Origin of the sequence: Ramlibacter sp. 2FC (assembly GCF_005503345.1) — a bacterium.
Taxonomy (GTDB): domain Bacteria; phylum Pseudomonadota; class Gammaproteobacteria; order Burkholderiales; family Burkholderiaceae_C; genus SCMQ01.
Genome location: NZ_SCMM01000033.1, coordinates 42,316 through 55,132, shown reverse-complemented (window position 1 = coordinate 55,132; position 12,817 = coordinate 42,316). Strand labels below are relative to the sequence as shown.

The following is a 12,817-nucleotide window of genomic DNA, read 5'->3' as shown; positions in this document are numbered from 1 at the left end:
ACGCGCCGGAATCGCACGCCGTCCTCCCGCGCCGGCGTCCGTGACCGCACCCGAGCCGCCGGGCGGCGCTTGCGATTACATTTGCAAAAAAGCTTCGCCAGCCTGCCATGAACCAAGATCGGACTGTCAGAAACCTTTTCGGATGAAGATACGCATCCGTCAATTATTCAACGGACAACAAGCCTTATCCGTAAAGCGTCGTACCTTCCCACCTAAACTACGTGCATGACTGCTCGCCTGATCTCCCACATTCGCGTTGACGGACTTTTTGGTTTGTACACATACTCTGTCCCCGAGACAGGCGAACTTGCAAACGCGGCCATCCTCTATGGGGACAACGGAGTCGGGAAGAGTACGATTCTTAGACTGGTATTTCATCTGCTATCCGCAGCGCATGATCGCGGGCATCGAGGCGCCCTTTACCGGACCGAATTTGACCGGCTCGAGGTTTCCTTAGCGTCTGGAATCAAGTTGACCGCACGGGTTATCGAAAGGAACCCATCAAAGCTTCTTTTGCTGGAAGTACTTGATGGCGACAAGAGACTAGCAATCTGGGACTATCGACCTAGAGACGAGAACCGCTTCCTTGAGGCTGAGGCCATGTACCTCGAGATCGACGAACGCGGGCAGCACGTAGTGCGGCGTCGCACCGCGTCACCGCGGCGAAAGGAATTCGAAGGAATCCCTCGCGGCGAGCAGGCATATCTAGATGCTCTCAAGGCGCATGTGCCGACGCTCTTCATTCTGAATGCTGACCGCCGCCTGGATAGCGATAGCGTAGCCGACCCAAGTGACGAGGTCGAGCTTCGGCGGACTATGCAGTATGGCGAACCGAAACGAATTAATGAACTCGTTGTTCGCTCCCGTGAGATTGCCCTGTCACAAGCATTGAGTGCAGCTTCGCGCTGGATCAGCAGGAAGGCGGTTCTTGGAACCAACCAAGGTTCGATGAACGTGCATTCGGTGTATGGAGACGTACTCCGACGCCTAGTTTCGCCGAACAAGAAGGCTGCTCCAGTTCCCACTACCGGCTCTGGCGCCGATCTCTTGAAGCAGCTAGCCCATATCGATAGCAAGTCGTCGGAACATGCTCGCTATGAGCTTGCAACTCATCTACCGACAAACGATTTTCGGAAGGCCTTGAGTGGGCGAAGCACTAGCAAGAGTACGCTAGCTGCCGAGTTACTCCAACCCTACATTAAGAGCGTTGAAGGTCGACTTGAAGCTGTAGAGCCAATCTACCAGTTAATCGATCGCTTCGTAACCATCGTCAACAGCCTCCTAAGTGACAAAACGATTTCTTTCAAGCTTAGCCAGGGATTTAGCATTCAGAACCGCCTTGGGGTGCCTCTAAAGCCAGCCCAGCTTTCCTCAGGAGAGCAGCAACTTTTGCTCTTGTTCTGCTACGTTCTGACGGCCCGCGATACACCAACGGTCTTCATGATTGACGAGCCCGAGATATCCCTCAATATTAAGTGGCAGCGCCAGCTCGTTCAGTCCCTTCTGGATATCACTCAAGGTGCCAGCATCCAGTTCGTGTTCGCCTCCCACTCCATGGAACTATTGGCCCAGCATCGCAGCCGGGTTGTCAAGTTGGTGAGCAAGCCGTGAGCGACCAGACCCGTTGGTCTATCGAGGAACTTCTCGCAAGATACGACCTTGAGCCTCAGCTTGCCGATGTCTTTGTAGAGGGGTCGTTTGATAAAGAGATCTTGTCGCAAGTGTTTAACCAGTCAGCCCGCCGTGCGACTTTCTACGAAGTAGATACCGTAGATGTCCCGCCAGACCTGCTGAGACGGCATGGTCTCACATCTGGCAACAAGCAGCGTTTAATAGCGCTTTCCAAAGAGTTCGAAGCCCTGACATCCGACGCGAGCGTTGTCTGCCTTGTTGATCGCGATCTTGATCACTGGTTTGGCAACATAAGCGACACGCATCGCCTTCGATGGACCCGGTTCTGTTGCATCGAGAGCCACTTCATCACGCGTGAAATCGTAATAGATGTGGCACTCACCACAGGTGCCTCTCGAATCAAACAGGTCGACATCTTCGTCATCTCTCTATTCAATGTGCTTAAGACCTTGTATGCCTTTCGACTCGCAGATCGCGAGCTAAGCTTGTCGCTCAAGTGGGTGGCTCTGCGCAAGTACCTAGCCCGCGACGGTGACGCAGTTCAACTGAATACCGATAAGTATGTCGCAGCAACTCTCGGGGCGAACGCAGCGCTTGCCAAGAAGCAGGAGTTCGCAGGCTCGTGGAATACATGGTTGACGAAATTGGATGGCGATGTCCGACTCTCTGCCAGGGGGCACGATTACACTGAGCTTCTCGCGTGGGCTATAGGCGAGTTCAACGGGCACAAAGCCTTTGGGCAGCAGGCAGCGGTTGAGCGTTTGTTGGTGCTGCTAGCGAGGTCAGTTCCAACCATTTCCAACGAACTTCAGTGATACAAAACGTTCCGCTAAACGGAGGGCAAAGGACCGCTTATGTCAGACGTTGATTGTCCACTTTGCTCGGTTCAAAAAAGGTCTGATTAGGGTCGCTATGGAAAGCTTTGCATAGCGCCCCAAAGTCAGAAACCTCAAAGCCCCATCTCATACTCGATCGTGATCGGCGCGTGGTCCGAGAACTTCTCGTCCTTGTAGATCGCCTCGCGTCGCGCCAGCTGCGCCAGCGCCGGCGTGGCCAGGTGGTAGTCCAGCCGCCAGCCCACGTTGTTCGCATAGGCCTGGCCGCGGTTGCTCCACCAGGTGTAGGCGGTGTCGGTGGCCGTGGGCTGGAGCTGGCGGTAGACGTCGACCATGCGGGCCTCGTCCAGCAGCTTGGTCATCCAGGCGCGCTCCTCGGGCAGGAAGCCGCTGTTCTTCTGGTTGCTGCGCCAGTTCTTCAGGTCGATCTGCTGGTGCGCGATGTTGACGTCGCCGCACAGGATGAACTCGCGCTGCGCCTTCAGCGCCTCCAGGTGCGGGTAGAAGGCGTCGAGAAAGCGGAACTTGGCCTCCTGCCGCTCGGGGCCGGACGAGCCGCTGGGGAAGTAGGCGCTGACTATGGAAAGCTTGCGCGCCGGGGTGTCGAAGCGCAGCTCCACGTAGCGGCCCTCGGCGTCGAACTCGGGCGAGCCGAAGCCTATGATCACCTCGCTGGGCTCGTGGCGCGTGTAGACCGCCACGCCCGAATAGCCCTTTTTCTCGGCGAAGTGGAAATGCCCCTTGAGGCCGGCCAGCTGCTCGAAGCGGCCGGCCACGTCGGCGGCCTGGGCCTTGACCTCCTGCACGCAAATACAATCGGGCTGGTGCCGGGCCAGCCAGGTTTCCACCCCCTTGGTGGCGGCCGAACGGATGCCGTTGAGGTTTAGGCTGGTGAGTTTGAACAAGGATTTCCCCATGGTGGCAGAGAGCGCAAGGTCGGCTGGTCAGGACCAGCTGGCGCAGGATTTCGTGCAGTTTTCAGTCGACGCAGGCGTGCTGCGCTTCGGCGAGTTCAAGACCAAGGCCGGACGGCTGTCGCCGTATTTCTTCAATGCGGGCCTGTTCGACGACGGCGCCAAGCTAGGCCGGCTGGCCGAATTCTATGCAAAAGCGCTGATCGCCAGCGGCATCGAGTTCGACATGATCTTCGGCCCGGCCTACAAGGGCATTCCGCTGGGCGCGGCGGTGGCGATCGAGCTCGCGCGCCTGGGGACCAATGTGCCCTTTGCCTACAACCGCAAGGAGGCCAAGGACCACGGCGAGGGCGGCAGCCTGGTCGGCGCGCCGCTCAAGGGCCGGGTGCTGATCGTCGACGACGTGATGTCGGCGGGCACGGCGGCGCGCGAGTCGATCGCGCTGATCCAGGCCGCCGGCGCCACGCCACACGCGGTGGCGATCGCGCTGGACCGCCAGGAAATGGCCACCGAGAACGGCCGGGACGTGCCGCACAGCGCCGTGCAATACGTGCGCGACCAGCTGGGGCTGCAGGTCTGCGCGATTGCGCGCCTGGCGGATTTGCTGCAGTATCTGTCGCAGCACAGCAGCGAGGGCCTGGCGGCCCACCACGAGCGCGTGCTGGCTTACCGAAAACGTTACGGCGTGGAATAAGAAGCAAGGTGGAACGTGCAGGGTTGGCTCAGGACATCGTCGGCTTTCGTCATCTTCTTGGCCAGCCCGCTGGGCACGACCTGGGCCCAGCAGGGCATCTACACCTGCACCGCCGACAAGGGCCGCGCCATCACCTCCGACCGGCCCATCGCCGAATGCCTGGACCGCGAACAGCATGAGCGCAACCCCAGCGGCACGGTGCGCCGCACCATCGGCCCCTCGCTGACCGCGCCCGAGCGCGCCGCCCTGGAGGCGCGCGAGCGTCAGGCCGCCCAGAAGCAGGCCCGCATCGCCGAGGAAAGGCGCCGCGAGCGCGCGCTGCTGGTGCGCTACCCCAACCAGGCCGCGCACGACAAAGAGCGTGCCGAGGCGCTGCAACAGGTCGACGCCGTGATCCAGGCCGCGCAAAAGCGGGTGGACCAGCTGCTGGCGCAGCGCCAGCGCATAGACGCCGAGCTCGAGTTCTACCTGAAGGACCCGTCCAAGGCCCCGCCCGAGCTCAAACGCCAGGCCGAGGACAACACCCAGAGCCTGAACGTGCAGAAGCGCTTCATCGCCGACCAGGACAGCGAGAAGAAACGCATTCAGGCGCGCTTCGACGCCGAGCTGGCCAAGCTGCGCCCGCTGTGGGTACCCGCCGCGGCGGCCGGCCTGCCCGCGCGCTGAGACGCGTCAGGCCCCGCAGCCCGCTCAGCTGAGTTTCTGCTTGAGCAGTTGGTTGACCTGGGCCGGGTTGGCCTTGCCCTTGCTGGCCTTCATGACCTGGCCGACCAGGGCGTTGAAGGCCTTGTCCTTGCCGGCCTTGTACTGGGCCACGTTGTCGGCGTTGGCGGCGATCACCTCGTCGATGATTTTCTCGAGGGCGCCGGTGTCGCTCATTTGCTTGAGGCCCTTGGCCTCGATGAGGGCATCGACGTCCTGGCCCTCGCCGTTCCACAGCGCGTCGACCACCTGCTTGCCGGCGTTGTTCGAGATCGTGCCGTCGGCGATACGACCGATCACCATGGCCGCCTGGGCCGAACTCACCGGCGCCTGCTCGATACCGATCGCATTTGCATTCAGGCGGCGAGAGATTTCACCCATGATCCAGTTGCTGACCAGCTTGGGCTGCCCGCTGCGCTTCGCTGCGTCCTCGAAATAGGCCGCCATCGCCTTGCTTTGCGTGAGCGTGGTCGCGTCGTATTCGGGCAGGCCATAGTCGGCCACGAAGCGCGCCGCCATGGCGCGCGGCAGCTCGGGCATGCGCGCGCGCACCTCATCGATCCACTCGGGCGCGATCACCAGCGGCGGCAGGTCGGGGTCGGGGAAGTAGCGGTAGTCGGCCGAGTCTTCCTTGGTCCGCATGGCGCGGGTCTCGCCCGTGTCGGGGTCGAACAGCACCGTGGCCTGCTGGATCGCCAGGCCGTCCTCGAGCTGCTCGATCTGCCAGCGCACTTCGTAGTCGATGGCCTGCTGCATGAACTTGAAGCTGTTGAGGTTCTTGATCTCGCGGCGGGTGCCGAGCTTTTCGCCGGGCTTGCGCACCGAGACGTTGGCGTCGCAGCGGAAGCTGCCTTCCTGCATGTTGCCGTCGCAGATGCCTATCCAGGTCACGATCTTGTGCAGCTCCTTGGCGTAGGCCACGGCCTCGTCGGACGAGCGCATGTCGGGCTCGGTCACGATCTCGAGCAGCGGCGTGCCGGCGCGATTCAGGTCTATGCCCGATTGCCCGACGAAGTCCTCGTGCAGCGACTTGCCCGCGTCCTCCTCGAGGTGGGCACGCACCAGGCGCACGGCCTTCTTCTCGTCGCCCAGGTAGAACTCGATCTGGCCGCCCTGCACCACCGGGATCTCGAACTGGCTGATCTGGTAGCCCTTGGGCAGGTCCGGGTAGAAGTAGTTCTTGCGCGCGAACACGCTGCGCGGCGCCACATGGGCGCCGATCGCGAGGCCGAACTCGATGGCGCGCTCGACCGCGCCCTTGTTCATCACCGGCAGGGTGCCGGGCAGGGCCAGGTCCACCGCGCAGGCCTGGGTGTTGGGCTCGGCGCCGAAGGCGACCGAGGCGCGGCTGAAGATCTTGGACTGGGTGGACAGCTGGGCGTGGGTCTCGAAGCCGATCACCACCTCGTAGCCCTGAATCAGTTGAGGAGTGCTCATGGTCAGATGCCCTCCGGCTTGCGCAGATGCCAGTCGGTCGCCTGCTGCAGGCGGTGCGCTGCGTTGAGCAGCTTGGCTTCGGAGAAGTAGTTGCCTATCAGCTGCAGGCCCACGGGCAGCGGCTTGCCGCTGCCCGCTTCCGAACCTTGCATGCCGGCCTCGCTGAAGCCGCAGGGCACGCTCATGCCGGGCAGCCCGGCCAGCGAGCCCGGCAGGGTGAAGATGTCGGCCAGGTAGTCGGCCAGCGGGTCGCTGCCATGCGCGCCGAGCTGCCAGGCCACGCTGGGCGCGACCGGGCCGGCGATCAGGTCGCATTGCTTGAAGGCCTGCTGGAAGTCGTCGGCGATCATGCGCCGGATCTTCTGCGCCTGCAGGTAGTAGGCATCGTAGTAGCCGTGCGAGAGCACGTAGGTGCCTATCATGATGCGGCGCTTGACCTCGTCGCCGAAGCCCTGGGCGCGCGTCTTCTTGTACATGTCGACCAGGTCGGCATAGTCCTTGGCGCGGTGGCCGAACTTCACGCCGTCGAAGCGCGCCAGGTTGGAGCTGGCCTCGGCCGGGGCGATGATGTAGTAGACGGGGATGGCCAGCTCGGTGCGCGGCAGCGAGATCTCGACCAGCTGGGCGCCCAGCTTCTGGTATTCCTTGAGCGCCGCGTCGATCGCGGCGCGCACGTCGGCCGACAGGCCTTCGCCAAAGAACTCTTTGGGCACGCCGATGCGCAGGCCATCGAGCGAGTCGTTCAGGCCGCGCGTGAAGTCCTCGGGCGGCAGATCGAGCGAGGTCGAGTCGCGGTCCGGGTCCGGGCCGCACATGGCCGACAGCAGCAGCGCGCAGTCCTCGGCCGTACGCGCCATGGGGCCGGCCTGGTCCAGGCTGGAGGCAAAGGCGATCATGCCGTAGCGCGAGGCGCGGCCGTAGGTCGGCTTGATGCCGGTGATGCCGCAGAAGGCGGCCGGCTGGCGGATCGAGCCGCCGGTGTCGGTGCCGGTCACGGCCGGCGCCAGGCGGGCGGCCACGGCGGCCGCGCTGCCGCCCGATGAGCCGCCCGGCACGCGCGCGCGGTCCCAGGGGTTGTGCACCTTGGCGTAGGCCGAGTTCTCGTTGGCCGAGCCCATGGCGAACTCGTCGCAGTTGAGCTTGCCCAGGCTCACCATGCCGGCGCCGCCCTCGGCCAAGCCGAGCCGGGCCACCACGGTGGCGTCGAAAGGCGAGCGGTAGCCCTCCAGCATGCGCGAGCCGGCCGTGGTCGGGAAGTCGCGCGTGACGAAGATGTCCTTGTGCGCCACTGGCACGCCCAGCAGCGGGGCGCTGTCGCCCGCGGCCAGGCGCGTGTCGGCCGCCTGGGCCTGGGCCAGGGTGGCGGCCTCGTCGATGGCGAGGAAGGCGCCGAGCCCGGCCTGGGCCTGGGCGCGCGCGAGGAAATGGCGGGCGGCTTCCACCGCCGAGACGCTGCGGCTGCGCAGTTGCTCGGCCAGCTGGGCCACCGTGAGGTCGTGAAGCTGGGTCATGGCCGGCCTCACTCGATGACCTTGGGCACCAGGAACAGGCCGCGCTCGACGGCCGGCGCACTGCGCTGGTTGGCCTCGCGCTGGTCGGGCTCGCTCACGCTGTCCTCGCGCAGGCGCAGGGCCACTTCCTGGATCGCGGCGACCGGATGGGCCAGCGGCGCTATGCCGCTGGTATCCACAGCCCGCATGGCCTCGACGATGCCGAAGAAGCCGTTGAGCTGCGTGAGCATGCGCTCACTCTCTTCGGGCTGCAATTCGAGCCGCGCCAGATTGGCGATCCGGGCGATGTCCTGGGAAGTCAACGACATAGGGAATGGGGGTTCGGAAACCAGATGTAAGGCTGAAATTCAGGCGGCGCTGTGGGGAGTTATTCACAGGCGATCGGGTATTATCCCGTGTTTGCCGCAGCGCCAGCCGAACGGTCGGCATTTGCGCTGAAAACACAATTTCAAAATGGTCAACAGGGCGATGGCGGGCCGAAGCGCATGCCGTGCCCGAGAGGATTTGTCATGTTTGGAGCTTTCCGTCGGTACTTCTCCACCGACCTGGCGATTGACCTGGGCACCGCCAACACCCTGATCTACGTGCGCGACAAGGGCATCGTGCTGGACGAGCCCTCGGTGGTCGCGATCCGCCACGAAGGCGGGCCCCAGGGCAAGAAGACCATCCAGGCCGTCGGCAAGGAAGCCAAGGCCATGCTGGGCAAGGTGCCCGGCAACATCGAGGCCATCCGCCCGATGAAGGACGGCGTGATCGCCGACTTCACCGTCACCGAGCAGATGCTCAAGCAGTTCATCAAGATGGTGCATCCGCGCGGCGTGCTCAAGCCCAGCCCGCGCATCATCATCTGCGTGCCCTGCGGCTCGACCCAGGTCGAGCGCCGCGCGATCCGCGAGTCGGCTCTTGGAGCGGGCGCCTCCGAGGTCTACCTGATCGAGGAGCCCATGGCGGCCGCGATCGGCGCCGGCCTGCCGGTGTCGGAAGCCAGCGGCTCGATGGTGGTCGACATCGGCGGCGGCACCACCGAGGTCGGCGTGATCTCGCTGGGCGGCATGGTCTACAAGGGCAGCGTGCGCGTGGGCGGCGACCGCTTCGACGACGCCATCATCAACTACATCCGCCGCAACTACGGCATGCTGATCGGCGAGCCCACGGCCGAGTCCATCAAGAAGAACATAGGCTCGGCCTTCCCCGGCTCCGAGGTCAAGGAGATCGAGGTCAAGGGCCGCAACCTGTCCGAGGGCGTGCCGCGCAGCTTCACCATCTCGAGCAACGAGATCCTGGAGGCGCTGACCGATCCGCTCAACAACATCGTCTCGGCCGTCAAGACCGCGCTCGAGCAGACCCCGCCCGAGCTCGGCGCCGACATCGCCGAGCGCGGCATGATGCTGACCGGCGGCGGCGCCCTGCTGCGCGACCTCGATCGCCTGCTGGCCGAGGAGACCGGCCTGCCGGTGCTGGTGGCCGAGGAGCCGCTGACCTGCGTGGTGCGCGGCTGCGGCATGGCGCTCGAGCGCATGGACCGCCTGGGCAGCATCTTCACCAGCGAGTAAGCACGCCCGATCCGGCCGGCCTTGCCGACGCGCAGGCCGGCCTTTTCCATACCGGCCCGCCACAGGACTTCGCCCCGCCCTCTCACGCGACGCCTTCACGCACATGCCACTGGGAACCCTGGACCGCACCCCGCCGCCCTTCTTCAAGCAGGGGCACTCGGCGCTGTCCAAGCTGCTGTTCTTCAGCGCGCTGGCCCTGTTCCTGATGGTGGCCGACGCGCGCTTTCGCGTCATGCAGCCGCTGCGCGCGGCCGTGGCCACGGTGCTGTACCCGGCGCAATGGCTGGCCATGCAGCCGCTGCTGGCCGCGCAGTCCGCGGGCGACTACCTGACCAGCCTGCAGAGCGCGCAGCAGGCCGAACAGGCGGCGCGCCAGCAGCTGGCACGGCAGTCGCAGCGCGCCGGCCAGGTCGAGCTGCTCACGCTGGAGAACACCCAGCTGCGCCAGCTGCTGGGCCTGCGCGGCCAGCTCCGCGTGGCCTCGCAGGCCGCCCAGGTGCTGTACGACGCACCCGACCCCTACACGCGCAAGGTGATCCTCGACAAGGGCCTGTCGCAGGGCGTGGCCGCAGGCTCGCCGGTGATCGACGCCGCGGGCGTGCTGGGCCAAGTCACACGCGTCTACCCGCTGGTCAGCGAGGTCACGCTGCTGACCGACCGCGAGCAGGCTATTCCCGTGCTCAACACCCGCACCGGCGCGCGCGGCGTGGCCTATGGCGACCCGCTGACCCAGGGCGGCGCGCTGGAGCTGCGCTTCATGCCGGCCAACGCCGACGTGCAGGAAGGCGACCTGCTGAGCACCAGCGGCGTGGACGGCATCTACCCGGCCGGCCTGCCGGTGGCCAGGGTGGCCCGCGTGGAGCGGCGCGCCGACTCGGCTTTCGCGCGCATCCACTGCACGCCCCAGGCCCTGGTGGCCGGCGCCCGGCACGTGATGGTACTCAAGCCGCTGGCCGACCAGATCCCGGCGGTGCCGGCCGCCGACAAGGCGCCCGCGCCCGCCGCGCGTGGCGCGCGCACGCGCGGCAAGGAGGCCCAGCCATGATCATGCGGCCCGGCCAGCAGTTGCTGCTGCCCGCCAACCCGGTCTTCATCTGGACCAGCCTGATCGCGGCCCTGCTGCTGGACATGCTGCCGCTGGGCCGCCAGGCCTGGATGCCGGACTTCCTGGCCATGGCCCTGGTGTTCTGGAGCGTGCACCAGCCGCTGCGCGTGGGCGTGGGCGCAGCCTTCGTGTTCGGCCTGGCGATGGACGTGCACCAGGCCGGCCTCCTGGGCCAGCACGCGCTGTCCTACACCGTGCTGAGCTACTTCGCGATCACCATCCACCGCCGCCTGCTGTGGTTCAGCGTGCCGGCCCAAGCCCTGCAGGTGCTGCCGCTGTTCATGGCCGCCCATGCCATCGCCCTGCTGCTGCGCCTGATCGGCGGCGGCCTGTTCCCCGGCTGGTCGCTGCTGCTGGCACCGCTGCTCGAGGCCCTGCTCTGGCCGGTGGCCAGCGTGCTGCTGCTGGCGCCGCAGCGCCGCGCGCCCAACCCCGACGAGAACCGTCCCCTGTAAGGACCCAAGGCCGTCCGCATGACCGAACTGCGCAACGTCGAAGCCGAGCTCTACCGCTTCCGCCTGCGGGTGCTGGCCATAGGCGCGGTGGTGCTGCTGGCCTTCGGCCTGCTGGCCGCGCGCCTGGTCTACCTGCAGGTGGTGCGCCATGCCGACCTGGACGAGCAGGCCGAGAGCAACCGCACGGCCATCGTGCCCGTCGTGCCCAACCGCGGCCTGATCCTGGACCGCAACGGCGTGGTGCTGGCCAGCAACTACGCGGCCTACACGCTGGAGATCACGCCCTCGCGCGCCGGCAAGCTCGACGACACGCTCGAGGCCCTGTCCGAGCTGGTCGAGATCCAGCCGCGCGACCGGCGCCGCTTCAAGAAGCTGCTCGAGGAGTCGAAGAACTTCGAATCGCTGCCGATACGCACGCGCCTGACCGACGAGGAGGTGGCGCGCTTCGCCGCCCAGCGCTACCGCTTTCCCGGCGTGGAGATCAAGGCGCGGCTGTTCCGCCACTACCCCCATGGCGAGCTGGCCAGCCACGTGATCGGCTACATCGGCCGCATCAACCAGCGCGAGAAGGAGCGCATCCAGGACTCGGAGGACGAGGCCAATTACCGCGGCACCGAGTACATAGGCAAGCTCGGCGTCGAGCAGAGCTACGAGCAGCAGCTGCACGGCCAGACCGGCTTCGAGCTGATCGAGACCTCGGCCGGCGGCCACGCGGTGCGCCGCCTGGGCAACCGTCCGGCCACGCCCGGCAACACCGTGGTGCTGTCGATCGACATCAAGCTGCAGAAGCTGGTCGAGGAACTGTTCGGCGAGCGGCGCGGCGCGCTGGTGGCGCTCGACCCCAGGACCGGCGAGGTGCTGGCCTTCGTCAGCAAGCCCACCTTCGACCCCAACCTGTTCGTCGAGGGCATAGACGTCGAGAACTGGCAGGCGCTCAACGAGTCGATCGACAAGCCGCTGTTGAATCGGGCCCTCCGGGGTACGTACCCGCCGGGTTCGACCTACAAGCCCTTCATGGCCCTGGCCGCGCTGCAGACCGGCAAGCGCGCGGCCAGCGTGGTGGTGCAGGACAACGCCTCCTGGACCTTCGGCGGCCACACCTTCCGCAGCCATGGCGACACGGCGCTCGGCCCGGTGAACATGCACCGCAGCATCGTGATGTCGAGCAACGTCTACTACTACTCGCTGGCCAACGAGCTGGGCGTGGACCTGATCCACGACTTCATGAAGCCGCTGGGCTTCGGCCAGATCACCGGCATCGACATCCAGGGCGAGGTGCGCGGCGTGCTGCCCAGCCAGGACTGGAAGCGCAACACCTACAAGCGCCCCGAGCAGCGCAGGTGGTACGCGGGCGAGACCATCTCGCTGGGCATAGGCCAGGGCTACAACAGCTTCACCATGCTGCAGCTCGCGCACGCGACCGCCACGCTGGCCAACGGCGGCCTGCGCCACCGCCCGCGCCTGGTCGTCGCCACCGAGGACGCGGTGAGCCGCACGCGCGCGCCGGTGCCGGCCGAGCCGGGCCAGGACCTGGGCCTCAAGCCCGAGCATGTGGCGGTGGTGCACAAGGCCCTGGTCGGCGTGACGCAGGAAGGCACCTCGGCCCGGGTGTTCGCCGGCGCACCCTACCTCAGCGCGGGCAAGACCGGCACCGCGCAGGCCGTGACCATCGGCCAGAGCCAGAAGTACAACGCGTCCAAGCTCGAGGAGCACCAGCGCGACCACGCGCTCTACATGGCCTTCGCGCCCGTGGAGGCCCCCAGGATCGCCCTGGCCGTGGTCGTCGAGAACGCCGGCTTCGGCGCGGCCCATGCGGCGCCGATCGCGCGCCGCGTGTTCGACTACTGGCTGCTCGGCCAGCACCCCAACCCCACGGACCTGGCCGCAGTGCAAAAGGGCCAGGCCGCCGCGCCTATCGGCCAGCCGCTGAACGCGGCCGAGCAGGACCCGGCCACGGCCAGGCACTGAGCGCCGCCTC

The 12,817-nt window shown here is 65.9% G+C and carries 12 protein-coding genes; 8 read left to right on the top strand and 4 right to left on the bottom strand.

Features of this window, described 5'->3' with window-relative positions; genetic code table 11:
• Nucleotides 1–225: 225 nt before the first annotated feature.
• Both FFS10_RS14925 and FFS10_RS14920 read left to right on the top strand, forming a co-directional pair.
• Nucleotides 226–1,611, top strand: coding sequence for an AAA family ATPase (locus tag FFS10_RS14925; RefSeq protein ID WP_137895260.1), 1,386 nt, complete (start codon nt 226–228; stop codon nt 1,609–1,611).
• Nucleotides 1,608–2,447, top strand: a complete 840-nt coding sequence (locus FFS10_RS14920) for a hypothetical protein (protein ID WP_137895259.1) — start codon at nt 1,608–1,610, stop codon at nt 2,445–2,447. The genes FFS10_RS14925 and FFS10_RS14920 overlap by 4 nt, the downstream gene beginning before the upstream one ends.
• Nucleotides 2,448–2,581: 134 nt before the next feature.
• Here the strand turns inward: FFS10_RS14920 and FFS10_RS14915 are convergent, their stop codons facing one another.
• Nucleotides 2,582–3,373, bottom strand: coding sequence for an exodeoxyribonuclease III (locus tag FFS10_RS14915; protein WP_137895258.1), 792 nt, complete (start codon nt 3,371–3,373; stop codon nt 2,582–2,584).
• 10 nt (nt 3,374–3,383) lie between these two features.
• On the opposite strand from FFS10_RS14915, the gene pyrE reads away from it, so the two are divergent.
• On the top strand, nt 3,384–4,076 hold the full coding sequence (gene pyrE, locus FFS10_RS14910) for an orotate phosphoribosyltransferase (protein WP_137895257.1): 693 nt from the start codon (nt 3,384–3,386) through the stop codon (nt 4,074–4,076).
• Nucleotides 4,077–4,145: 69 nt separating this feature from the next.
• Nucleotides 4,146–4,742 (top strand): DUF4124 domain-containing protein, encoded by a 597-nt coding sequence (locus FFS10_RS14905; RefSeq protein WP_137895268.1) that lies wholly within the window; start codon nt 4,146–4,148, stop codon nt 4,740–4,742.
• Between the two features lie 24 nt (nt 4,743–4,766).
• On the opposite strand, the gene gatB is transcribed toward FFS10_RS14905, so the two are convergent.
• Genes gatB through gatC form a run of 3 tightly spaced genes read right to left on the bottom strand, consistent with a single transcriptional unit; the run spans nt 4,767 to nt 8,034 of the window.
• Entirely contained in the window at nt 4,767–6,215 is a 1,449-nt protein-coding gene (gatB, locus tag FFS10_RS14900) for an Asp-tRNA(Asn)/Glu-tRNA(Gln) amidotransferase subunit GatB (RefSeq protein WP_137895256.1), read from the bottom strand.
• 2 nt (nt 6,216–6,217) lie between these two features.
• On the bottom strand, nt 6,218–7,726 hold the full coding sequence (gatA, locus tag FFS10_RS14895) for an Asp-tRNA(Asn)/Glu-tRNA(Gln) amidotransferase subunit GatA (RefSeq protein WP_137895255.1): 1,509 nt from the start codon (nt 7,724–7,726) through the stop codon (nt 6,218–6,220).
• 8 nt (nt 7,727–7,734) lie between these two features.
• Entirely contained in the window at nt 7,735–8,034 is a 300-nt protein-coding gene (gatC, locus tag FFS10_RS14890; protein ID WP_137895254.1) for an Asp-tRNA(Asn)/Glu-tRNA(Gln) amidotransferase subunit GatC, read from the bottom strand.
• Nucleotides 8,035–8,235: 201 nt separating this feature from the next.
• On the opposite strand from gatC, the gene FFS10_RS14885 reads away from it, so the two are divergent.
• The 4 genes from FFS10_RS14885 (at nt 8,236) to mrdA (ending at nt 12,807) form a co-directional block, all read left to right on the top strand.
• On the top strand, nt 8,236–9,279 hold the full coding sequence (locus FFS10_RS14885; protein ID WP_137895253.1) for a rod shape-determining protein: 1,044 nt from the start codon (nt 8,236–8,238) through the stop codon (nt 9,277–9,279).
• 103 nt (nt 9,280–9,382) lie between these two features.
• Nucleotides 9,383–10,324 (top strand): rod shape-determining protein MreC, encoded by a 942-nt coding sequence (gene mreC, locus FFS10_RS14880; RefSeq protein WP_137895252.1) that lies wholly within the window; start codon nt 9,383–9,385, stop codon nt 10,322–10,324.
• Nucleotides 10,321–10,839: a rod shape-determining protein MreD gene (gene mreD / locus FFS10_RS14875; RefSeq protein WP_137895251.1), complete on the top strand. Its 519-nt coding sequence runs from the start codon at nt 10,321–10,323 to the stop codon at nt 10,837–10,839. Before mreC ends, mreD begins: the two co-directional genes overlap by 4 nt.
• Before the next feature lie 18 nt (nt 10,840–10,857).
• A complete protein-coding gene (gene mrdA / locus FFS10_RS14870; RefSeq protein WP_137895250.1) occupies nt 10,858–12,807 on the top strand; it encodes a penicillin-binding protein 2 in 1,950 nt (649 codons plus the stop codon).
• The last annotated feature ends 10 nt before the right edge of the window (nt 12,808–12,817 follow it).

Coding starts and splice junctions, on each gene's coding strand:
- FFS10_RS14925 (WP_137895260.1), top strand. CDS start 226: ATGACTGCTCGCCTGATCTCCCACATTCGCGTTGACGGACTTTTTGGT.
- pyrE (WP_137895257.1), top strand. CDS start 3,384: ATGGTGGCAGAGAGCGCAAGGTCGGCTGGTCAGGACCAGCTGGCGCAG.
- gatB (WP_137895256.1), bottom strand. CDS start 6,215: ATGAGCACTCCTCAACTGATTCAGGGCTACGAGGTGGTGATCGGCTTC.
- gatA (WP_137895255.1), bottom strand. CDS start 7,726: ATGACCCAGCTTCACGACCTCACGGTGGCCCAGCTGGCCGAGCAACTG.
- gatC (WP_137895254.1), bottom strand. CDS start 8,034: ATGTCGTTGACTTCCCAGGACATCGCCCGGATCGCCAATCTGGCGCGG.
- FFS10_RS14885 (WP_137895253.1), top strand. CDS start 8,236: ATGTTTGGAGCTTTCCGTCGGTACTTCTCCACCGACCTGGCGATTGAC.
- mreC (WP_137895252.1), top strand. CDS start 9,383: ATGCCACTGGGAACCCTGGACCGCACCCCGCCGCCCTTCTTCAAGCAG.
- mreD (WP_137895251.1), top strand. CDS start 10,321: ATGATCATGCGGCCCGGCCAGCAGTTGCTGCTGCCCGCCAACCCGGTC.
- mrdA (WP_137895250.1), top strand. CDS start 10,858: ATGACCGAACTGCGCAACGTCGAAGCCGAGCTCTACCGCTTCCGCCTG.